The organism is Kitasatospora sp. GAS204B (assembly GCF_029892155.1).
Classification (GTDB): Bacteria; Actinomycetota; Actinomycetes; order Streptomycetales; family Streptomycetaceae; genus Kitasatospora.
The window spans coordinates 353,857-376,000 of record NZ_JARZAG010000001.1; the positions used below are offsets into that span (position 1 = coordinate 353,857).

The window sequence follows — 22,144 nt, forward strand, 5'->3', positions numbered from 1 at the left end:
GCGCCGGTTGCCGCCGCCCCGTCACCTCAGCTGGTCAGGCTCAGGCCCGGGCGCAGATCACGTAGACGCTGATGCCCACACTCTCGCTTCCGGGCTGGTGGCCGATGCCGATCCAGCCGTTGCCGTCGTCGGTCGGGAAGCTGCCGTTCAGCACCGAGTTGTTGCCCCGGGCCTCGGCGCCGCCGCCGAGGGCCTTCTTGCCCTCCGGGCAGCGGACGGTCCGGCGCTCGAAGTTGCGCACGTTCGCGTTGGGCAGCGTGACGAGCTGGTAGCCCTCGATTGCCCGGCTGGCGGCCGCCGGCTGGCCCTGCTGCGCGCCGTCGGTGGCATCGGCGTTGGCCTGCGCGGTCAAACCCGCGCCGGCGGCCAGCGTGACCGCCAACGCACAGGCGCCCAGCACGATCTTGCTTCGCATCATCTGCGTCGTCTCCTTACAGCGTGTGGCGAGCCCGTGGGACCGGGGTCTCGCTCCACCGGGATCATCGGCAGCCGGCAGTGCTCGACGTGAGCCAAACCCCACTTTCGATGGAATGCGAAGCATCGGCTCTGGGGGAGGGCGCTCGCTAGACGGAGCGAGCGTGCCGGGCGAGCAGCTTGCGGGCACCCGGGCCCTGAGCGCCCTGGACGTCGTGCGGGTTGTAGAGGGCGCACTTGCCGAGCGAGAGGCAGCCGCAGCCGATGCAGCCGGTGAGGTGGTCGCGCAGGCGTTGTAGGTCGGCGATCTGCTCGTCGATCCTGGCCTGCCAGCTGGTGGCCACCGGGCGCCACTCGGCGCTGGTGGGGGAGCGGTCGACGGGGAGGCCGGCCATCGCGGCGCGGGCTTCCTCCAGCGAGAGGCCGACAGCCTGGGCGGCGCGGATGAAGGCGACCCGGCGCAGGGTCTGGCGGGCGAAGACGCGCCGGCCGCCGGCGGTGCGGTCGGCGTGGATCAGGCCGAGTTCCTCGTAGTAGCGCAGCGCGGAGGGGGCCAGGCCGCTGCGGGCGGCGAGTTCGCCGATGCTGAGGTGGGCGTTCATGGGGTCAGATCCTAGGGCTTGACCTCAAGTCGGCTTGAAGTAGCAGGCTGGTCGCATGACGAAGACCTACGGGGAACTGCCCGGCCTGCTGAGCCGGATGACCGGAGCCGAGAAGCACGGCCCGGCGGCCACCTCCACCCTCGACGCGCTCTGGGTGCTGTACGAGCGGGTGTTGCGGGTGGCGGACCCCGCCGACCCCGAGCGGGACCGGTTCCTGCTCTCCAAGGGCCATGGGCCGATGGCCTACTACGCGGTGCTCGCGGCCAAGGGCCTACTGCCCGAGGAGTGGCTGGACGGCTTCGGCGGCTACCACTCGCCGTTGGGCCACCACCCCGACCGCATGCTGATCCCGGGCGTGGAGATCGGCTCCGGCTCGCTCGGGCACGGTCTGCCGCTGGCCGTCGGCACCGCGCTCGGGCTGCGCGCCCAGGGGCTGACCGGGCCGGCCGTCTGGACGCTGCTCGGGGACGCCGAGTTCGACGAGGGCAGCAACCACGAGGCCGTCGCTTACGCCGGGGCGGTCGCGCTGGACCGGCTGCACGCCGTCGTGATCGACAACTCCTCGGCCACGCACGGTTGGCCGGGCGGGATCGCGGCCCGCTTCGCGGCGGCCGGCTGGTCGGCGGTGACCGTCGACGGCCACGACCACCAGGCGCTGTACGCCGCCTTCACCACCGAGCACCCGGGCCGGCCGCACGCCGTGATCGCCCGCGTCGAGCCGAAGAACTAGCAGGGGGAGACAGAGAGATGGACACCATGCGGGAACGCTTCATCACCGTCGCGACCGAGTTGCTGGACCAGGACCCGCGCACCGCGCTGGTGCTCGCCGACATCAGCGCGGCGAGCCTGGCCGAGGCCGCAGCCGCGCACCCGGACCGGGTGCTCAACGTGGGCATCCGCGAGCAGCTGCTGATCGGGGTGACCGGTGGCCTGGCGCTGGTCGGGCTGCGGCCGATCGCGCACACCTTCGCGAGCTTCCTGATCGAGCGGCCCTTCGAGCAGGTCAAGTTGGACCTCGGCCACCAGGGCGTGGGCGCGGTGCTGGTCAGCGCGCTGGGCTCGTACGACTGGCCGGCCGGTGGCCGCACCCACATGAGCCCGGGGGACGTGGCGCTGCTCGACACGCTGCCCGGCTGGACGGTGCACGTGCCGGGGCATCCCGACGAGGCCGAGGCGTTGCTTCGGCACGCGGTGGCCGACGGGGACCGCAACGTGTAGGTCCGGCTGTCGGAGCACCAGAACGCCGAAGCGCGGGCGGTCGAGCCCGGAAGGTTCCTGACGGTACGTCAGGGAGCTGCGGCCACCGTGGTCGCGGTCGGCCCGATGCTGGACGCGGTGCTGGCCGCGACCGAGGGGCTGGACGTCACCGTCCTGTACGCCGCCTCGGTGCGGCCGTTCGACGCCGTCGCGCTGCGCGCCGCGGGCCCCACCGATGTGGTGCTGGTCGAGCCCTACCTGGCCGGCACCTCCAACAACGAGGCGCACCAGGCCCTCGCCGACCTCCCGCACCGGGTGCTGGGCCTCGGCGTCCCGCGCGAGGAGCACCGCCACTACGGCTCGATGGACGAGCACCTGGCCGCCTACGGTCTGGACGCGGCCGGCCTGCGGGCGCGGATCGTCAGCTTTCTGCCGCCCGCGTGATCACGCAGGAGCGCGGGCCGAGGCGGCCGGCGGCCGGCTCGCCCCAGTGCGCCAGCGGCGTGCCGGCCGGGAGCTCGCCGGGCTTCTCGCCGAAGTTCACCGCGATCCGGAACTCGCCTCGGTGAACGGTGAGTTGCCCGTCAGCCTCGTCGAACTCCACCCGCACCGCCGTCAGGTCGGGGTCCATCAGGGCCGGCTGCTCGCGCCGCAGCCGGATCAACCGCTGGTACCAGCACAGCAGTTGTGCGTGCTCACCGCCGCGCGGCTCGCTCCAGTCCAGCGTCGAGCGGCGTACCGTCTCGGCCGCCTGCGGGTCCGGCACCTCCTCGGGCGTCCAGCCGTACGCTTCGAACTCCCGCCGCCGGCCCTGGCGCACCGCCTCGGCCAGGCCCGGATCGGTGTGGTCGGTGAAGTACTGCCAGGGGGTGGCGGCGCCCCACTCCTCGCCCATGAAGAGCATCGGGGTGAACGGTGAGGTGAGGACCAGGGCTGCGGTCAACGCGAGTTGACAGACCGTCAGCCGATCGCCGACCGCGCGGTTGCCGATCTGGTCGTGGGTCTGGGCGTAGCCGAGCAGCCGGTGCCCGTGCGCCTGCGGGAAGGGGCGGCCGTGGTGCCGGTCGCGGAACGAGGACCAGGTGCCGTCGTGGAACCAGCCGCGGGTCAGCGTCCGGGCCAGCGCGGCCATCGGGGCCCGGCCGAAGTCGGCGTAGTATCCCTGCCGTTCGCCGGTCGCGGCCGCGTGCAGCGCGTGGTGGAAGTCGTCGCTCCACTGCGCGTCCAGCCCGTATCCGCCGGCCTGCCCAGGGTCGGTCACCCGCGGGTTGTTCAGGTCCGACTCGCCGATCAGGAACAGCGGCCGGTTCAGCTTGGCGCCCAACCGGCGGACCGCGGTGGCGAGTTCCTCCAGGAAGTGGACGGCCCGCTCGTCCACCAGGGCGTGCACCGCGTCCAGCCGCAGCCCGTCGATCCGGTACTCGCGCAGCCAGGTCAGCGCGCTCTCCCGCAGGTAGGCGCGCACCTCGTCGGAGCCGGCCGTGTCCAGGTTGACCGCCGAGCCCCAGGGAGTCTGGTGCCGCTCGGTGAAGTACGGGCCGAAGGCGGGCAGGTAGTTGCCGGACGGGCCGAGGTGGTTGTGCACCACGTCGAGGATCACGCCGAGCCCCTTGCGGTGCGCGGCGTCCACGAAGTGCTTGAGCCCGTCCGGGCCGCCGTAGGGCTCGTGCACGGCCCAGAGCGAGACGCCGTCGTAGCCCCAGCCGTACCGGCCGGGGAACGGGCAGACCGGCAGCAGCTCCACGAAGTCCACGCCCAGCTCGACCAGATGGTCCAGCTTCTCCTCGGCCCCCGCGAAGGTGCCGGCCGGGGTGAAGGTCCCGACGTGCAGCTCGTAGACCACCGCACCGGGCAGCGGGCGCCCGTGCCAGCCGGCCGCCGACCAGGGGTATGCGTCGTGGTCCACCAGCCGGCTCAGCCCGTCCGGCCCGTACGGCTGGCGGGCCGAACGCGGATCGGGCAGCGCGCGCCCGCCGTCCAGGCGGAAGCCGTAGTCCTGCCCGGCCGGCGCCTGGCCGTGCCACCAGCCGCCCTCGCCCGGCGTCAGCGGATGGGCCGCCCCGTCCACCTCGACCTCGACGCGGCCGGCGGACGGGGCCCAGACCTGGTACTTCACGGTGACTCCCGGGTGAGCAGAGCGACGGTCTCGACGGTCCCGGTGAACTGACGGTCGGTCAGCAGGTCGCGCCAGTGGCCCGGAAGATCGAGCGTAGCCTGCTCGCCGCGCTGGGCGAGGGCGAACGGCAGACGGGTGGCGATGATCGTCAAGTCCGGCCCGCGCTGGTAGGCGATCAGGTGCGGATCGGCCGGCAGCGGCTGGTACGGGCCGAGCGGACGGGCCAGCCCCAGGGCGGTCCGGGTCAGGTGGAGCTTGCGGCGGGCGAAGTCGGTCAGGCCGACTTCCGGGGCGGCGAAGTCCACCGGCGCCCGGTTGTCCGGGTCGACCAGGGTGTACAGCGGCTTCTCCGAGCCCTGGTAGAGGTCGGGCACGCCCGGCAGGGTGAGGTGGAGCAGCGCGGCCGAGAGGCTGTTGGACTGCGCGAACGGCTCCAGGAAGGCCACGAACCGCGCGATCCGGTCGACGAGTTCGGGCGAGGCCAGGACCCGGTGCGCGTAGTCGGTGACGGCGGTCTCGTAGGCGGCGTCCGGGGAGGTCCAGCCGGTGCGCAGCTTGGCCTCGCGGACCGACTTGAGCAGGATCCCCACCAGCCGGTCCGGCTCGATCGGCCAGGCAGCCACCAGGGTCTGCCAGAGCAGCCATTCGGCGTTGCGGTCGGCCAGGCCGCCGGCCAGCTCGGACCAGGCGGTGCACTCGGCCACCCACTGCTCGGGCAGTTCGGCGAGCACCGTCAGCCGGGCCCGGGCGTCCGCGCTGCGCTTGGTGTCGTGGGTGGAGAGCGCGGTCATGGTCAGCGGCCAGTTCCGCTGGATGTCCTCGCACCAGTGGTGGAAGTCGGCCGGGTCGAGCCCCGGGTGGGCCGGGTCGCCGCCCACCTCGTTCAGCGAGAGCAGCGGGTACCAGCGGTAGAAGGCGGTGTCCTCCACGCCCTTGGCCGCGACCGCCGAGGCGGTCTGGGCGAAGCGGGTGCGGAACTCCTCCTTGGCCGGGCTGGAGCCCAGATGGCCCTGCGTCAGCAGCTCGACGAACTGCTTGGTGGACTCCGGTGTCACTATGGTCCGTTCGGCCGGGAACGGGTAGGGCCGGTAGACCGTGTAGTGGGTGAACAGGTCGCACAGCGCGGTGCGGATCTGCAGCGGCGCGTGGTCGGCCAGCTCCGGCTCCTCGGTACAGATCCGCTCGGCCAGCCGGACCAGCCGGTTCAGCTCGGCGGCCAGCTCGCCGTGCGGGACGGTCATCTCCGCCCGCCCCAGCCGGGCCGCCTCGGCGGCGGTGCCGCGGGTGTCGGTGTACCGGCCGTACAGCTCGGTCAGCCGGCGCACCCCGGCGCCGTCGGTCAGCACGCCGTCGATGTGCCGCAGCGCGTCGTAGCCGGTGGTCCCCGCGCACGGCCAGTCCTCGGGCAGCCGCTCCAGGCCGGTGAGGATCTTCTCCACCACCGTGTACGCGCCGCCGCTGCTCTCGGCCAGGCAGCGCAGGTAGCCGCGCGGGTCGGCCAGCCCGTCCGGGTGGTCCACCCGGAACCCGTCGAGCACACCTTCGGCGTGCAGCCGCAGCAGCACGCCGTGGGTGGCCCGGAAGACCTCGTGGTCCTCCACCCGAAGGGCGATCAGGTCGTTGATGGTGAAGAACCGGCGGTAGTTGAGCTCGGTGTCGGCCAGCCGCCACCAGGCCAGCCGGTAGTGCTGACGGGTCAGCAGCTGGCGCAGCGGCAGGTGGGCGGTCCCGGGGCGCAGCGGGAAGACGTGGTCGTAGTACCGCAGGGTGTCCTGATCCACCTTCAGCTGGTCGAGCACCGCGCCGAGCCGGTCACCCAGCACCGGCAGCAGGATCCGGCCGCCGTGGGCGGCCCAGTCGATGTCGAACCAGTGTGCGTAGCGGGACTCGGGGCCGTCCCGGAGCACCTCCCAGAGCGGGTGGTTGAGCCGCTCGGGCACCGGTACGGCCATGTGGTTGGGGACGATGTCGGCGATCAGCCCGAGCCCGTGCTCCCGGGCGGTGGCGGCGAGCGCGCGTAAGGCGTGCTCGCCGCCCAGCTGTTCGCTGATCCTGGTGTGGTCGACCGTGTCGTATCCGTGGGTGGAGCCGGGCGTCGCCTCCAACAGGGGGGAGAGATGCAGATGGGAGATGCCCAGCCCGGCCAGGTACGGGACGGCCGCCGCGGCGTCCGCGAGGGTGAACGAGGGCTGCAGCTGCAGGCGGTAGGTCGCCGTAGGTGGTGGTGAGATCACCCCCCATGCCTACCCGGTCTGCCGCTGAAGCACCAGCAACGACCGTTCGGCGAGCCACAGCCCGTCGCCTTCCTTGACCCGAAGTCCGGTACCCGGGGTCGGGAGTGTCGCGAGCGTGGTGTCCACCACCACCTGCCACTCCTCGCCGTGCTCCTTGGGCACCGTGAACTGCAGCGACTCGTAGTGCGCGTTGAACAGCAGCAGGAAGGAGTCGTCGGTGATCCGCCCGCCGCGCCGGTCCGGCTCGGAGATCGCCGCGCCGTTCAGGAAGACGGTCAGCGACTTGGCGTAGCTGGCGCCCCAGTCCCGGGCGGTCATCTCCTCCCCGTTCGGGGTGAACCAGGCGAGGTCGGTCAGGTCGTCGTGGGCCGCGGCCACCGGGCGGCCGCGGAAGAAGCGCCGGCGCCGGAAGACCGGGTGGTTGCGGCGCAGCCAGACCATGCCCTGGGTGAACTCCAGCAGTTCGGCATCGCCCGGCCAGCTCACCCAGGACAGCTCGCCGTCCTGGCAGTAGGCGTTGTTGTTGCCCCGCTGGGTGCGGCCCAGCTCGTCGCCGTGCGAGAGCATCGGCACACCCTGGGAGAGCAGCAGGGTGGCGATGAAGTTGCGCTGCTGACGGGCCCGCAGTTCGAGCACCTCGGGGACCCTGGTCGGGCCCTCCGCCCCGCAGTTCCAGGAGCGGTTGAAGGACTCGCCGTCCCGGTTCTGCTCGCCGTTGGCCTCGTTGTGCTTCTCGTTGTAGGAGACCAGGTCGCGCAGGGTGAAACCGTCGTGGCAGGTGATGAAGTTGATCGAGGCGATCGGGCGCCGGCCGTCGTGCTGGTAGAGGTCGGAGGAGCCGGTCAGCCGGGAGCCGAACTCGGCCAGCGTGGCGGGCTCGCCGCGCCACAGGTCGCGCACGGTGTCCCGGTACTTGCCGTTCCACTCGGTCCACAGCGGCGGGAAGTTGCCCACCTGGTAGCCGCCCTCGCCGACGTCCCAGGGCTCGGCGATCAGCTTGGCCTGGGAGACCACCGGGTCCTGCTGGACCAGGTCGAAGAACGAGGAGAGCCGGTCGACTTCGTGGAACTGCCGGGCCAGGGTGGCGGCCAGGTCGAAGCGGAAGCCGTCCACGTGCATCTCGGTGACCCAGTAGCGCAGCGAGTCCATGATCAGCTGCAGCACGTGCGGGCTGCGCATCAGCAGGCTGTTGCCGGTGCCGGTGGTGTCCGTGTAGTACCGGCGGTCGGCGGCCAGCCGGTAGTACGAGGCGTTGTCCAGGCCGCGCATCGAGAGCGTGGGGCCCAGGTGGTTGCCCTCGGCGGTGTGGTTGTAGACCACGTCGAGGATCACCTCGATGCCGGCCGCGTGCAGCGCCTTGACCATCGACTTGAACTCCTGCACCTGCTGGCCGCGGTCGCCGACCGAGGAGTAGGAGCCGTGCGGGGCGAAGAAGCCGATGGTGTTGTAGCCCCAGTAGTTGGTCAGCCCCAGGTCGCGCAGCCGGTGGTCGCGGACGAACTGGTGCACCGGCATCAGCTCGATCGCGGTGATGCCGAGCTTGGCCAGGTGCTCGATCAGCGCCGGGTGGGCGAGCGCGGCGTAGGTGCCGCGGATCTCCTCGGGGATGCCCGGGTGCAGCATGGTCAGGCCCTTGACGTGGGCCTCGTAGATCACCGACCGGTGGTAGTCGGTGCGCGGCGGGCGGTCGTTGCCCCAGTCGAAGTACGGGTTGATCACCACCGAGTGCATGGTGTGCGGGCCCGAGTCGAGGTCGTTGCGGCGGTCGGGCGCGCCGAAGTGGTAGCCGTAGACCGACTCGTCCCAGTCGATGGTGCCGCTCATCGCCTTGGCGTACGGGTCGAGCAGCAGCTTGGCGCCGTTGTGCCGCTGGCCGCGCGCCGGATCGTACTGACCGTGCACCCGGAACCCGTAGCGCTGGCCCGGTTGGATGCCGGGCAGGTAGGCGTGCCGGACGAACGCGTCGGTCTCGCGCAGCTCGATCACGGTCTCGGTGTCGTCCGGGCCGAGCAGGCACAGCTCGATCCGGTCCGCGCTCTCGGAGAACACCGCGAAGTTGGTGCCCACCCCGTCGTAGGTGGCACCCAGGGGGTACGGTTGCCCCGGCCAGACCTGCATAAGCCTCAACTTCCCTGGCGTCAAGAGGAGCTGATGCTCCCTCGGGATGTCGGCGCACCGCTGGCTGCGGTATGCCCGGTGCCGCGCGGCACATGTCCGCACGCCGCCAAGCGTGACGCACGGCACAGACTGCCTCTACGCGCTGTCATTTTCCCTTGGCGATTGCCATCGTTGCCGCTCCGCCCGCATTCTGACGCTCTTTCCGGGCGCTTTCGCCCGAACGGGTGTCCGGCGAGTCGGTACTGCGCAGAGTCGGCGCACCCTCGACTGACCGAGTCGGATTGCGGAAAGGCAACGGCCTGCCCGCCGGGGCGGCCGGGCAGTAGTCTTGATCGTCACAGGGCCGGGTGCCGAGAGTCGAGGTAATCAGATGGTCTTCCCCGCCGACGAATGGCCCGATGGGTCGAGCGGAACGGCGGGTACCGGAGCCCGGGCGGAGGCGCCGACCGCGGTGCTGGGCTCGCCCGGCGGCGGTCGGCTGATTCCGGCCCAGTCGGGCCCCGAGGTGGCGAGCGTGCCCGGCTGGAGCGGCGAGCAGTGGCAGCGCGCCTACCAGCGGGTGCGGCTGACGGGGCGGGCCTACGTCTGGCTCAACCTGGTGGAGCAGCGGCTGCGGTCCCTGCTGGACGACCTGCTGCGTCCGGTCTACGCCCCCGCGCACGGCGCGGACTGGGTGACGGCCGCCGCCGGCCCTGTCGGCGAGGAGTGGGTGCGCCGGGCCGCCGCCGTCCGCGAGGTGAGCCGGCGCAAGGGCTTCCTGCTCGACCCGGCCGACGACGACCCGCTGGTCTTCCTCACCCTGCCCCAGCTGCGCGAGCTGATGGTGCAGCACTGGCCGTGCTTCGAGCCGTACCTGGACGACCGCCGGGAGATCGAGCTGGCGCTGGACGAGTTGGAGGTCGCCCGGCACGTGGTCTCGCGCAACCGCAGCCTCTCGCCGACCGTGCTGGCGCAGACCGAGCGGGCCGCCGCCCGGGTGCTCGGCCTGCTGGACGGGCGGCCCGCCGCCGGCGCCGGGCTGCCGGCCGACATCATCGAGGAGCTGGTCGCGGGCCGGTACGCGGACGTCGCCGCCGTGCACGCCGACCGGATCCTGCTGCAGCGCGACCTGCCGGTGGAGGACCTGCTGGAGGGGGCCCGGCGGCTGGACGCGCTCGGCATCGCGCTGGGCATGCTCTGCCAGAACTTCACCGGCAAGCGCCTGGCGCGCCTGGCCGCCGAGGGCTGCCGGATGCGGCTGCTCTTCCTCAATCCGGCCAGCAGCGCGGTGCGCCGGCGCGAGCGCGAACTCGGGCTCGGGCGCGGTGAGTTGTCCCGCTCGATCGAGATGAACATCATGCACGTGCGGCGGGTGCGGGCCCGGCTGCGCGATCCGGGCGCCTTCGAGATCCGGGTCTTCGACGAGATGCCCCGGTTCACCGCCTACCTGGTCGAGGGGGCCCGGCTGCCCGGCTCGCGCCGGCGCGGCGGGGACCTCGGCGTGGTCCAGCCCTACCTGCGGCGCGCGCGGGGGATGGAGTCGCCGGCCCTGGTGCTGCGGGCCGCACCGAGCGCCGGCGAGGACGCCGAGCCCGGCCTGCTGGAGGTCTACCGCGAGGAGTTCGAGGGCGTCTGGACCGACTCACGCTCGGTCAGCTAAGGCTTGGCTAACCCCGGCGTGGACTCCTGAACCTCCCCTAGCTAAGGTATGCCTAAGCTAAGCGCGGCTGCGCTAGCGGTGACGCACGCCTAGGGGAGTTCAGCACCCATGTGGGACGACGCTTTTCCAAGCTTTCTGATCGGGCTCCGGGAGGGCCTGGAGGCGGGACTCATCGTCTCGATCCTGGTCGCCACCCTGGTCCGGTCAGGGCAGAAGGCCCGTCTGCCCCAGGTCTGGACCGGGGTGCTGGCCGCCATCGCGCTCGCGCTCAGCTTCGGCGCGGTGCTCACCTTCACCGCCGCCAACCTCTCCGGCACCGCGCAGGAGGCCTTCGGCGGCACCCTCAGCCTGATCGCCGTGGCCTTCGTCACGGCGATGGTGTTCTGGATGCGCAGGTCGGCCCGGAACCTCTCCTCCGAGATCCGCGAGAAGGTGACCGCCGCGCTGGGCCTGGGCGCGGGGATGCTGGTCCTCACCAGCTTCCTGGCGGTGGGTCGGGAGGGCCTGGAGACCTCGCTCTTCCTGTGGACCACCGCGCGCTCGGCCGGTGAGGCCACCGGACCCGCGATCGGCGCCGGCGTCGGCCTGGTGCTGGCCGCCGGGCTCTGCTGGGGCCTGTACCGGCGGGTGCTGAAGATCAACTTGACCCGGTTCTTCACCTACACCGGCATGGTGCTGATCGTCATCGCCGCCGGGGTGCTCAGCTACGGCCTGCGCGACCTTCAGGAGGGCGGGGTGCTGCCCGGCGCGCACGCCTACGCCTTCGACCTGAGCGGCTCGCTGGACGCCGGCTCCTGGTACGCGACGCTGGTGCAGGGCGTCTTCAACCTGACCGTCACCATGACCTGGGTCCAGGTGGTCGCCTACCTGCTCTACCTGGGCGTGGTGATGACGCTCTTCGTCCGTGGGATGCGGACCACCGCCCCCAAGCCGGCGCCGGCTGCCACGCCCGTCGTCGCCGCCGAGTCCGAGCCGCAGGCGGTCGCCGCCGAGCCCGAGACGGAGTTGCCGCCCCGTCAGCGCCCGCCGCGCTGGCTGGTGCCGACCGCGCTGGTCGCCGTCCCGGCGGTGCTGGCCGGGGTGGTGATCGCGGTCAGCGGCGGCAAGCCGGCCGCGGCCGGCACGGTCTCCGTCTCGGAGTCCAGGACCGAGTGCGGAAAGGGGTTCGGCACCCCGCAGCCCGGTCAGCAGACCTTCCAGATGCACAACACGGGCAGCAAGACCTCCGAGGTCTACCTGGTCAACCCGGCCACCAACGCCGTCTACGGCGAGATCGAGGGCCTGGCGCCCGGCACCACCCGCCCGCTGACCGCCACCATCGGCGGCGGCGACCTCGCCTGGCGCTGCGTGCCCACCGGCGGTGACGCGGTCACCTCGGCCGCCGTCCACGTCAGCGGCGGGCAGCAGGTGGCGGCCGTGCTGCCGGTCTCGGAGGACGACCTCAAGGCCCCGCTCGACCAGTACCGGGCCTACGTCGACGCGGGCCTGGCCACCCTGCTGACCGAGACCCAGAAGCTGCAGGCCGACCTGCACGGCGGTGACCTGAACGCCGCCAAGACCGACTGGCTCACCGCCCACCTGCAGTACAGCTCGCTGGGCGCGGCCTACGGCACCTTCGCCGACTTCGACAAGAAGATCAACGGCCGGGCCGACGGCCTGCCCGACGGCGTCCAGGACCAGGGCTTCAGCGGCTTCCACCGCCTGGAGTACGGCCTGTGGCACGGGCAGGGCGCCGCCGACCTGAGCCCGGTGGCGGACCAGCTGGTCAGCGACGTGGACGGGCTCGGCAAGGCCTTCCCCACCCAGGACTTCGACCCCACCGACCTGCCGCTGCGCACCCACGAGATCCTGGAGAACACCCTCCAGTTCGAGCTGACCGGCGACACCGACGAGGGCAGCGGCAGCAACCTGGCCACCGCCCAGGCCAACCTGGCCGGCACCCGCGAGCTGCTGACGGTGCTTCAGCCGCTGATCCAGGCCCGCAGCCCGCAGCTGCTCGACACCGTGAACGGCGACGTCCAGCGGCTGACCGACCTGCTGAACGCCGCGCACCACGCCGACGGCGGTTGGACCCCGGTCGAGCAGCTCGACGGCCCGACCCGCGCCCAGCTCAACGGCGCCACCGGGCAGTTGCTCGAAGACCTCGCCCCGATTCCCGACCTTCTTGAGATCCGGAAGTCCGCCTGATGACCAGCCAGCCCAGCTCCACCGGCTCCTGCCCCTTCCCGCACGAGGCTGTCGCTGCCGCCTCCGCCGCCGAAGCCGCCGGCTGCCCCGCAGTGCCGGCTCGCCGCAGCTTCCTGGGCGCGGCGCTGGGCGTCGGCGCGGTCGGTGCCGCGGTGGCCGGTGGCGCGCTGGCGTTCACCGCCGGCGGCGGGCGGGCCGAGGCCGCCGACGCGACCGGCGCGCACGCCCAGGTGGCGTTCCAGGGCGAGCACCAGGCGGGCGTCCTGACCCCGCAGCAGACGGCGGCGATGTTCGTCTCCTTCGACGTCATCGCCACCGACCGCAAGGCGCTGGAGGACCTCTTCCACACCCTCACCGACCGGATCCGGTTCCTGACCGCCGGCGGCACCCCGCCGGACCTCGGCGTCGGCGCGCCGCCCGCCGACAACGGGATCCTCGGCCCGACCGTGCCGAGCGACAACCTCACCGTGACGGTCGGCGTCGGTGCCTCGCTCTTCGACGGGCGCTACGGGCTGGCCAAGGCCAAGCCGGTCAAGCTGAAGCCGATGAAGACCTTCCCCAACGACAATCTCCAGGCCGCCGAGTTGCACGGCGACCTCTCGCTGCAGATCTGCGCCAACAGCCAGGACACCGTGCTGCACGCGCTGCGCGACATCGCCAGGCACACCCGCGGCGCGATGCAGGTCAAGTGGCGGATCGACGGATTCCAGAGCGCCCCGCGCCCCACCGGTGCGCAGCGCAACCTGCTCGGTTTCAAGGACGGCATCGTCAATCCCGACGTCAAGTCGGGCCGGGAGATGGACCGTCTGGTCTGGGTCGTGAACGGCGCCGGCGAGCCGGCCTGGGCCACCGGCGGCAGCTACCAGGTCGTCCGGATCATCCGGATGCTGGTCGAGTTCTGGGACCGCGTCTCGCTGACCGAGCAGGAGAAGATGTTCGGCCGCCGCAAGGACACCGGCGCACCGCTGGACGGCGCCAACGAGACCGACGCGCCCGACTACGCCAAGGACCCGCAGGGCAACGCGATCCCGCTGGACGCGCACATCCGGCTGGCCAACCCGCGCACCCAGCAGAGCGACGACTCGCGGATCCTGCGCCGTGGTTACAACTACGACCGGGGCGTGGACAAGGTCGGCAACCTCGACATGGGTCTCGCCTTCTGCTGCTACCAGCAGGACGTGGAGCGCCAGTTCGAGGCCACCCAGACCCGGCTGATCGACGAGCCGCTGGTCGACTACATCTCGCCGACCGGCGGCGGCTACTTCTTCGTGCTGCCGGGCGTGCGGGACGCGAACGACTGGCTCGGGCGCGGGATGTTCGCCGCCGCGTAGACCGCTCTGTCCGAGCCCACCACCTGCCACGGCGCGTGCCGTCCGACCTCCGGCGCGCGCCTTCCCCGGGCCGGGCGCCCCCGCGCCCCGGCCGCCGCGCTGCCCCGCCTCCCCTGGCCCGGGGGCGGGGCAGCGCCGTGCCGGTCCGCGACCGGTCGGCAGCCGCGTTGTCACAGGCAGCGGGGATGATGGGGTCCGTCAAGGTGACACCCCGACGGAAGGCACTGCTGATGGGTGAGCTGAACAACGGGGCACTGGCCGCCGCCGTGGCCACGGCCGGGGCTGCGGTCGGCCCGACGGGCCGCCAGAAGCGGCCGTACTGGTGGCAGGGCCCGCTGGTCGGATTCGACCTGGAGACCACCGGGACCGACCCGGCCGAGTCACGGATCGTCTCGGCCGCGCTGGTCGAGACGGTCGGCGGCCTGCCGGTGCGCACCAGCCGCTGGCTGCTCGATCCCGGAGTGCCGATACCCGAACAGGCCCGGGCGATCCACGGGATCAGCGACGAGCACGCCCGCACCAGGGGCCGCCCGGCCGCCGCCGCGGTGGCGGAGGTCGCCGCCGCGCTCTGCGCGCTGCTGGCCGAGGGTGTCCCGGTGGTGGCCTTCAACGCGCCGTTCGACCTGTCGCTGCTCGACGCCGAGCTGCGCCGCCACGAGTTGCCGCCGCTGGCCGATCGGCTGTCGGGCCGGCTGGTCGCGCCGGTGCTGGACGCGCTGGTGATCGATCGCGCGGTGGACCGCTACCGCAAGGGCTCGCGCGGACTGCAGCGGGTCTGCGAGGTGTACGGGGTGGAGCTGCTGGACGCGCACGAGGCCGCCAGCGACGCGCTGGCGGCCGTGCGGGTCGCGGTCGTGCTCGGCGAGCGATACCCGGCCCAGGTCGGCGAGTTGAGCCTGACCGCGCTGCACGAGCAGCAGGTGGGCTGGTACCGGGAGTGGGCCGAGGGCTTCCAGGCCTGGCTGCGCAAGGGCAAGGATCCGCAGGCGGTGGTCGACGCCCGCTGGCCGATGCGCTGAGCGGGCGGCGCGCCCCGAGAGGGCTGACGGTTCGTCAGCTCGCCGGGAAGTCGAAGGTGTAGCCCTGCTGGACCAGCCACGGCAGCAGCAGCTTCAGTGCGGCCACGGTCTGGCTCCGGTCGCCGCCGCCGTCGTGCATCAGGATGATGCCGCCGGGGTGCAGCTCCTTCTGGACGTTGGCGATGATCGCCGGGACGCCGGGCTTGGACCAGTCGCGGGTGTCGACCGTCCAGCCGAGCGGCCGCAGGCCGTCCTGGACGGCGATCTGGCGGTTGTCCGCGCTGAAGTCGCCGCCGGGGGCCCGGAACCAGCTGACCTGGGTGCCCGCTCCGCCGGCCTGGGTGATCATGTCCTTGGCCGCGTCGATCTCGTAGACCTGCTTGTCGTGCGAGAGCGTGTGCATCGGCTGCGGGTGGTGCACCGTGTGGTCGCACAGCCGGTGGCCGCCCGCCAGGATCCGCTCGACCAGGGCCGGGTTGGCGCTGGCCTGCGGGCCTATCTCGCAGAAGGTGGCCTTGGCGTGGTACTGCGCGAGCAGGTCCAGGATCTGGCCGGTGGCCGGGCCCGGGCCGTCGTCGAAGGTGAGCGCCACCGTGCGGCCGCCGCTCGCGGTCGAGTAGACGATCGAGGAGCCGGGCGCGTCCTCGGCGGGGCGCGGTGCGCCGGCGGTGGTGGCGGGGGCGGTGGGCGTGGCGCTGCTCGACGGGGTGGTGGTCGCGGTCGCGGAGTTCGGTGCGGTCGGTGAGGCCGCGGCGGTGGTCGGCGTCACACTCATGCTCGCGCTCGCGCTGGAGCTGGCACGCGGGCTCGGGTTCACGCTCTCGCTCGCGGCACCGCCCGCGCCGGCGCTGGCACTCGCAGCGGCACTCCCACTCGGGTCGGCGCTCGGGCTCAGCGTGAGGTTCGCGCTCGGCGTGCCGCTCGTACTCGGGTGGGCCGCCGCCGCGTCCTGGGACGTCGCGCCTCTCGGACCGCACGCGCAGGCGAGGGCGAGGGTGAGGACCGCGGCGCAGCCGGCGGCGGCGCGGCGGAGCGCGGTGCGGTGGGTGCCGAGGACGGGCATGCGGCAGCTCCTGACGTGGGACAGCCGCCCCGGGGTGGTGGCGACTGCTCCCTACGACGATGGCCGCTGATCAGGCAGTTCCGAAACGATGAAACTATCTTGAGAGAATTCTCACCGCTTCCTGGGAGCCCCCTCAGAACGCGTGCCAGCGCACCCGCTGGTCCCCCTCCCGCAGCGAGGCCACCCGCCGCCGGAACTCCGCCCGCGCCGCCGGGTTCCCGGGCACCCGCTGCGCCACCCAGGCAGCGCTCGCCGTCTCGCGGGCCGCTCGCAGCACCGCCCAGCCCGCCCAGTCCCGCACGTCCCAGCCGTATCCGGCGGTGAAGGCCCGGTAGTCGGCCTCCGGCACGCCGTACCGGTCGCGGCTGAGCGCCATCGGTACCAGGTCGTGCTCGCGCAGGTCGTCGGCGACCGTCTCCAGATCCAGCAGCAGCGGACCGCTGGGCCCGATGTGCACGTTGCGCGGCAGCGCGTCCCCGTGGATCACCCCGGCGGGCAGCACCGGGACCAACTCCGTGACGGCGAGGGCCAGTTCGGCGCACCGGGCCAGCAGGTAGCCGCCGTCCGCCGGGTCGACCGCCCCGTCGGCGGCGGCCAGCCACCGCGCCACCGGCGCGAGCAACTCCCGGCGCGGCAGCCTCGGCAGCGTGGCGGGCGGCGCCGGCAACCGGTGCAGCGCGCGCAGCAGCGGACCGAGGTCGGCGGGCGTGGCGGGGCGGACGGCCGTGGGCAGGCGCTGCCAGAAGGTGACGGGGTGCCCCGCGGCGGTCACCACCTCGCCGGGTTCGTCGGCGGGCCGGGCCACCGGGATCCCCGCGCCGTCCAGCCAGCGGGCGACGGCCAGCTCGCGGGTGGCCCGCTCGGTCGGTCCGCCGCCCCGGCCGACCTTGGCCACCAGGGCGGGGGAGCCGAGATCGAAGACCGCGTTCTCGGTCAGACCGAGCAGCCGGGCACCGGCCGGGTCGGGCAGGCCGACCGCCGCGCAGGCCCGGGCGAGCAGCTCACGGGCCAGGGCTTCGGAGAAGATCATGGCCGAAAACCTACCGCCCGACCCCCGGAAGCGGGGTCGGGCGGCAGGTTCGGCGCGCGCCTGACGATCGGTCAGGCCGTGCGTCAGACGGCCACCCGACGGTGCCGCGAGCCCTCGTGCCGCGCCGGCTGCTCCGAGGAGCCGTCCCCCGCCGTCGGCGCCGCGGCCGGCTCGCCGTGCGAGAGGTTCGGCAGCCAGGCCAGCCAGCTCGGCAGGTACCAGTTGCGCTCGCCCAGCAAGGTCATCACCGAGGGCAGCAGCACCCCGCGGATCAGCGTGGCGTCCACCAGCACCGCCACCGCCAGGCCCACGCCCATCTGCTTCATCGACTCCATCGACAGCGTCCCGAAGACCGCGAAGACCGCCACCATGATGATCGCCGCGCTGCTGACCACCCCGGCGGTGGAGCGGATCCCGTGGGCGACGGCGGCCCGGGTGCCCAGGCCCCGGTCGTGCGCCTCCTTGATCCGGGAGACCACGAAGACGTGGTAGTCCATGCTCAGGCCGAAGAGGATCACGAAGAGGAAGAGCGGCACCCAGGACTCCACCGCGCCGACCCCGGCGGTGCCGAGCAGCGAGGCGCCCACGCCGTGCTGGAAGACCAGGGTCAGCACCCCGTAGGCCGCGCCCACCGAGAGCAGGTTGAGCAGCACCGCCGTCACCGCGATCCCCAGCGAGCGGAACGAGGCGAGCATCAGCGCGAAGGCGAAGAGCACCACGAAGCCGAAGACCGGGAGCATGCTGTCGGTCATCTGCTGGTTGAAGTCGTGCGAGGCGGCCGTGTCACCGGTCACCGGCGCCTGCGTGCCCGGGACCTTGAGCAGGGTGTTCGGCACGATCTGGTTGCGCAGCGTGTCCAGCGCGGCGGTGCTGGTCGCGTCGTTTCCGCTGCCGTTGAGCGGGACGGCGATGGTGGCGACGTTCTGCGCCCGGTGCACGGTGACTTCGAACGGGCCGTGCATCCGGCCGCTGGCCAGCGCCTGGTTCTGCAGATCGGTGATGGCCTGCCTGATCGCGGGGGAGGAGATGTCGGCGGCCTTGACCACCACCTCGGCGGGGGCCGGGCTGCCGGGGAAGGCGGCCTCGATCCGCTGGGAGGTGACGACCAGCGGGGTGCCCTTGGGCTGCGACTGCTCGAAGGTCAGGTTGGCGGTGTGCATGGTGACCAGCGGGGCGGCCAGCGCGAGCAGCAGGCCGGCGGCGAGCACGGCGGCGGCCAGCGGGAAGCGCAGCACCGGGGTGAGGACGGCGTTCCAGATCCGGCTGCCGCTGTTCAGGTCCTTCGCCTTCAGCTTGTGCAGGAACGGCACCCGGCCCTTGTCCACCCGGTCACCGAGCATCGACAGCAGGGCCGGCAGCACGGTCAGCGAGCCGAGCACCGCGGTGATCACGACCACGATGGTCGCGTAGGACATCGCCTGGAAGTCGGCGATCCCGGTGAGGAACATGCCCGCCATGGCGACCACCACGGTGATCCCGGAGACCAGCACCGCCCGGCCCGAGGTGCCGGCGGCGATCTTCAGCGCCTGCTCGGCGCTGTGCCCGGCGGCCCGCTCCTCGCGCTCACGGCGCAGGTAGAAGAGGCAGTAGTCGACCCCGACGGCCAGACCCACCAGCAGCATCACCGAGCTGGCGTCGTTGCTGGTGTGCAGGAACGAGCTGCTCAGCGCGACCAGCCCGCCGGCCGCGATGAAGGCGGTGAGCGCGAGGCCGACCGGCAGCACGGCGGCGACCACCGCGCCGAAGGCGATCAGCAGGATGCCCAGCGCCAGTGGCACGGCGGTCCACTCGGCGGAGGAGAAGTCGTTCTTGAACTGGTCCTGGGACAGCTTGGTGGCGCTGGCCTGCCCGAACTCCGCGACGGTGAACGCGTGGTCGCCCTGCTGCACGCCGGCCACCGCGTTCAGCGGTGCGGCGACGTCGGTGGCCGCCTGGTCCTGGTCGCCGATCACGGTGAACTGGACCAGTGCCGAGTGCCGGTCGGCCGAGATCGCCTTGGTGTCGTAGGGCGAGCGCAGGTCGGTGGTCTTGCCGGTGCCGTCGACCGCCGCGATCACCTGGTCGACCTTGGCCCGGAAGACCGGGTCGTCGGCGGTGCGTGCCGCGCTCTGCACCAGCACCGTCTCGCCCTGCGGGCTCTTGATCCCGGCCTGGTCGAGGATCCTGGCCGCCTGGGCCACCTGGCCCGGCATCGACTCGCTGTCGGTGATCTGGTGGCTGCCGCTCGCGCCGCCCAGGAACGCGGCGAGCACCACGAAGAGCAGCCAGCCGAAGACGGCGGCCTTGCGGTGCCGGGCACTCCAGGCGCCCATCGTGGCGGCGAACCCCGGCTTTGCTCGGTCGCGCTGGTTTCCGCGCTCACGCGGGGCCGGGCGGTGGGTCGTGGACACGGGATTCTCCCCCTGGGACGCGGCGGTGCGGGCCGCGGTGCGGTGCCCGGCGGTGTTTCCGGGCTCACAACCGACCCTAGGGAGACGGGCCTTGACGGGTAATCCGGCCAGCGGGGGAGTCCACCCTGGGTCTTCCCCCAGGGGTCGGGGTGGGGTTTTCCCCAGGTACCGGCTCCGACCTGGGTACCGGTTCTCTCCGACCTGGGTACGGCGGGATGTCCACCCTGAGGGGGAGGCCTCTCCACCCGGGGGACGAGGTATTGACAGGGGCTGTCAGGTCACGATGGTGCGGGGCCGCTGGACGGTCCTGCGGAGCACGTCGATGCGCGGACTGCAGCCCACGGGGGGCTGGCTTGCCGGTCGGCTAGTAAGTTCTCGTATGATGCTCGCTCCAGTACTTACCTGCCGACCGGCTAATGCCCTGTGGGGGGTACAGCCGTCTCAGCCGTCGCCCGGCGTCCCGTCCCCCAAGGGCTGCGGTGAACCATGCCAGGAGGCATCACAAGCATGTTCCACCGAATCGGACAGTTCGTCGTCAAGCGGGCGTGGTGGGTGATTGTCGCCTGGATCGTCGCCGCTGTCGCCATCGTGGCGTCGGCCCCGACGCTGACGGCGCAGACGGACGAGAGCTCCTTCCTGCCCACCCACTACGAGTCGATCCAGGCCTCGGAGCTCCAGCAGCAGGCCTTCCCGAGCAACTTCACCCCCTCGGCGATCCTGCTCTTCGAGCGCACCGACGGCGGGAAGCTGGACGCCGGCGACCAGGCCGCGATGACCAAGGTCACCCAGGGCCTCACCGCCGAGAACATCAAGTACGTCCAGACGATCCTCCCGGTCGGCCCGAAGACGGCCAACTCGCCCGGGTCGTTCTCGGCGGACGGCAAGTACGCGCTGTCCATGATCGGCTTCGACAAGAACACCCCGCAGGCGGGGACCGAGACCGCGGACGCCGCCAAGGCGCTGCGCGACGACGCCAAGACGCTGGCGGCCGGCAGCAACCTCAAGGTGCAGCTCGGTGGCCCGGCCGCGCAGAACCTGGACCAGCAGGACTCCTCGAAGCTGGCCAACGCGCTGATCGGCGGCGGCACCGTCGTCATCATCCTGCTGACGCTCTTCCTGATCTTCCGCAGCCCGATCGTCGCCCTGCTGCCGGTGGCGATGATCGCGGTCTTCTCCATGGTCGCCAACGGCCTGATCGCGGACGCCAGCAAGGCCTTCGGCCTCAAGGCGGACAGCTCGGTCTCGGCGATCCTGATCGTGGTGCTCTTCGGCGTCGGCACCGACTACTTCCTGTTCCTGATCTTCCGTTACCGCGAACGGCTGCGAGCCGGTGACGAGCGCAAGACCGCGATGGTCAACGCCGTCGGCCGCGTCGGCGAGGCGATCTCCTCGGCGGCCGGCGCGGTGATCGTGGCCTTCAGCGTGCTGGTCCTCTCCAGCCTGGGCATGTTCAAGGCGATGGGCCCCTCGCTGGCGATCGCGGTCGCCGTCACGGCGCTGGCCTCGGTCACCCTGGTGCCGGCCGTGCTCTCGCTGATCCCGGAGCGGGTGCTGTTCTGGGAGAAGGGCCTGATCTACGCGATTCGCAAGGTCGTGTTCCGGCAGAAGAACGTGCAGCCCAAGACGCGTTGGCGCCTCGAGCCGGCCGGTGCCAAGTTCGCGGCGCTCGGCGGGCTGGTGCAGCGCCGTCCGGCCATGGTGGCCGCCGTCTCCGGTCTGATCCTGGTCGCCCTGGCGCTCGGCGCCACCGGCTACAAGGGCAACTTCGACCTGGCCGCCGGCTCGATGCCGAAGACCAAGGAGTCGATGGTCGTCTCTGACACGATGTCCAGCGCCTTCTCCGCCGGTGCGGCCGACCCGTCGCAGGTCTACCTGACCTCGACCAACGGCGCCCCGTTGGACCAGAACGCCTTCCCCGCCTACGTCGCCCAGCTCAAGGGCGTCGACGGCGTGGCGGAGGTCAACCCGCAGCCGAAGCTGAGCGGTGACCACCTGACCGCCAACTTCACCGTGATGCTCAAGGACGACCCCGCCTCCAACAAGGCGATCGACACCGTCGGCAAGCTGCGTTCGGCGGCGCACGCCGACGCCCCGCAGGGCACCAAGGCGTACGTGGGCGGCATCACGTCCATCTACAAGGACATCAACACCGCGATGGCCCACGACTACTCGTTGGTCTTCCCGGTCGCGGCGCTGCTGATCATGCTGATCCTGGGCCTGCTGCTGCGCAGCGCGGTGGCGCCCTGGTACCTGATGGCGGCCGTCGGCCTCGGCTTCGGTGCCACGGTCGGCGCGACGACCCTGCTGTTCCAGAACATCCAGCACCAGTCCGGGCTGATGTTCATGCTGCCGATGTTCATCTACCTGTTCGTGGTGGCCATCGGGACCGACTACAACATCCTGATGATCGCCCGCCTGCGCGAGGAGGCCCGCGAGGGCCGCAGCCCCCGCGAGGCGGCCGCGATGGCGCTGCGGCACGGCGGTCCGACCGTCGCGGCGGCGGGTGGCATCCTGGCGGCGACCTTCGCCACCATGCTGCTGGCCGGCAACAGCCTGTTCAGCCAGATCGGCTTCTCGGTGGCCTTCGGCATCGGGGTCTCGGCCTTCGTGATGGCGATGTTCTTCACCCCGTCGCTGACCGCGCTGCTCGGCAAGGCGGCCTGGTGGCCCGGCCACCAGGGGATGCCCGAGCACGTGGCGCCGGTCGAGCTGCCGACCGCGCGCGGTGAGCGGGAGCCGGTCGGACACCACTGACCTGCCGGCGCCGACTCGTCGGCGCACCGCATCGCGACGGGCGGGCCGGC

At 72.2% G+C, this 22,144-nt stretch carries 14 protein-coding genes and 1 pseudogene; 7 read left to right on the forward strand and 8 right to left on the reverse strand.

Going from position 1 to position 22,144, the window contains the following annotated elements:
- Window positions 1-40 precede the first annotated feature (40 nt).
- Together P3T41_RS01670 and soxR are read right to left on the reverse strand one after the other, a co-directional pair.
- Window positions 41-418: a hypothetical protein gene (locus P3T41_RS01670; protein ID WP_280687103.1), complete on the reverse strand. Its 378-nt coding sequence runs from the start codon at window positions 416-418 to the stop codon at window positions 41-43.
- A 145-nt stretch (window positions 419-563) separates the two neighbouring features.
- Entirely contained in the window at window positions 564-1,016 is a 453-nt protein-coding gene (gene soxR, locus P3T41_RS01675) for a redox-sensitive transcriptional activator SoxR (RefSeq protein WP_280687104.1), read from the reverse strand.
- 55 nt (window positions 1,017-1,071) lie between these two features.
- Between soxR and P3T41_RS01680 the strand changes: the two genes are divergently transcribed.
- Both P3T41_RS01680 and P3T41_RS01685 read left to right on the forward strand, forming a co-directional pair.
- Complete coding sequence (locus P3T41_RS01680) at window positions 1,072-1,746, forward strand: transketolase (protein WP_280687105.1); 675 nt, start codon at window positions 1,072-1,074, stop codon at window positions 1,744-1,746.
- Window positions 1,747-1,763: 17 nt separating this feature from the next.
- Window positions 1,764-2,657 (forward strand): annotated as a pseudogene (locus P3T41_RS01685) (transketolase C-terminal domain-containing protein).
- Here the strand turns inward: P3T41_RS01685 and treZ are convergent.
- The 3 genes from treZ to glgX are packed head-to-tail and all read right to left on the reverse strand — an operon-like array spanning window position 2,635 to window position 8,681.
- A complete protein-coding gene (gene treZ / locus P3T41_RS01690; protein WP_280687106.1) occupies window positions 2,635-4,329 on the reverse strand; it encodes a malto-oligosyltrehalose trehalohydrolase in 1,695 nt (564 codons plus the stop codon). The pseudogene P3T41_RS01685 and the gene treZ overlap by 23 nt on opposite strands.
- The gene (gene treY, locus P3T41_RS01695) at window positions 4,326-6,563 is read right to left on the reverse strand and encodes a malto-oligosyltrehalose synthase (protein WP_280687107.1); all 2,238 of its coding nucleotides are present in this window, start codon (window positions 6,561-6,563) and stop codon (window positions 4,326-4,328) included. The genes treZ and treY overlap by 4 nt, the downstream gene beginning before the upstream one ends.
- Window positions 6,564-6,572: 9 nt before the next feature.
- Window positions 6,573-8,681 carry a glycogen debranching protein GlgX gene (gene glgX, locus P3T41_RS01700; protein ID WP_280687108.1) on the reverse strand — a complete coding sequence of 703 codons (2,109 nt, stop codon included), beginning with the start codon at window positions 8,679-8,681 and terminating at the stop codon, window positions 6,573-6,575.
- Window positions 8,682-9,051: 370 nt separating this feature from the next.
- Here glgX and P3T41_RS01705 point away from each other — a divergent pair, with 370 nt between their 5' ends.
- From P3T41_RS01705 to P3T41_RS01720, 4 genes are all read left to right on the forward strand, one after another.
- A complete protein-coding gene (locus P3T41_RS01705) occupies window positions 9,052-10,320 on the forward strand; it encodes an SAV2148 family HEPN domain-containing protein (protein ID WP_280687109.1) in 1,269 nt (422 codons plus the stop codon).
- 108 nt (window positions 10,321-10,428) lie between these two features.
- Entirely contained in the window at window positions 10,429-12,507 is a 2,079-nt protein-coding gene (gene efeU, locus P3T41_RS01710) for an iron uptake transporter permease EfeU (protein WP_280687110.1), read from the forward strand.
- Complete coding sequence (gene efeB / locus P3T41_RS01715; RefSeq protein WP_280687111.1) at window positions 12,507-13,838, forward strand: iron uptake transporter deferrochelatase/peroxidase subunit; 1,332 nt, start codon at window positions 12,507-12,509, stop codon at window positions 13,836-13,838. The genes efeU and efeB overlap by 1 nt, the downstream gene beginning before the upstream one ends.
- A gap of 230 nt (window positions 13,839-14,068) precedes the next feature.
- Window positions 14,069-14,857 carry an exonuclease domain-containing protein gene (locus tag P3T41_RS01720; protein ID WP_280687112.1) on the forward strand — a complete coding sequence of 263 codons (789 nt, stop codon included), beginning with the start codon at window positions 14,069-14,071 and terminating at the stop codon, window positions 14,855-14,857.
- Window positions 14,858-14,891: 34 nt separating this feature from the next.
- Here the strand turns inward: P3T41_RS01720 and P3T41_RS01725 are convergent, their stop codons facing one another.
- The 3 genes from P3T41_RS01725 to P3T41_RS01735 all read right to left on the reverse strand — a co-directional run bounded on the left by P3T41_RS01725 (window position 14,892) and on the right by P3T41_RS01735 (window position 19,340).
- Window positions 14,892-15,920: a polysaccharide deacetylase family protein gene (locus tag P3T41_RS01725; protein WP_280687113.1), complete on the reverse strand. Its 1,029-nt coding sequence runs from the start codon at window positions 15,918-15,920 to the stop codon at window positions 14,892-14,894.
- Between the two features lie 133 nt (window positions 15,921-16,053).
- Window positions 16,054-16,950 (reverse strand): aminoglycoside phosphotransferase family protein, encoded by an 897-nt coding sequence (locus P3T41_RS01730; RefSeq protein ID WP_280687114.1) that lies wholly within the window; start codon window positions 16,948-16,950, stop codon window positions 16,054-16,056.
- A gap of 83 nt (window positions 16,951-17,033) precedes the next feature.
- The gene (locus tag P3T41_RS01735) at window positions 17,034-19,340 is read right to left on the reverse strand and encodes an MMPL family transporter (RefSeq protein ID WP_348533617.1); all 2,307 of its coding nucleotides are present in this window, start codon (window positions 19,338-19,340) and stop codon (window positions 17,034-17,036) included.
- 507 nt (window positions 19,341-19,847) lie between these two features.
- Between P3T41_RS01735 and P3T41_RS01740 the strand changes: the two genes are divergently transcribed.
- A complete protein-coding gene (locus P3T41_RS01740; protein WP_280687115.1) occupies window positions 19,848-22,094 on the forward strand; it encodes an MMPL family transporter in 2,247 nt (748 codons plus the stop codon).
- Window positions 22,095-22,144 lie beyond the last annotated feature (50 nt).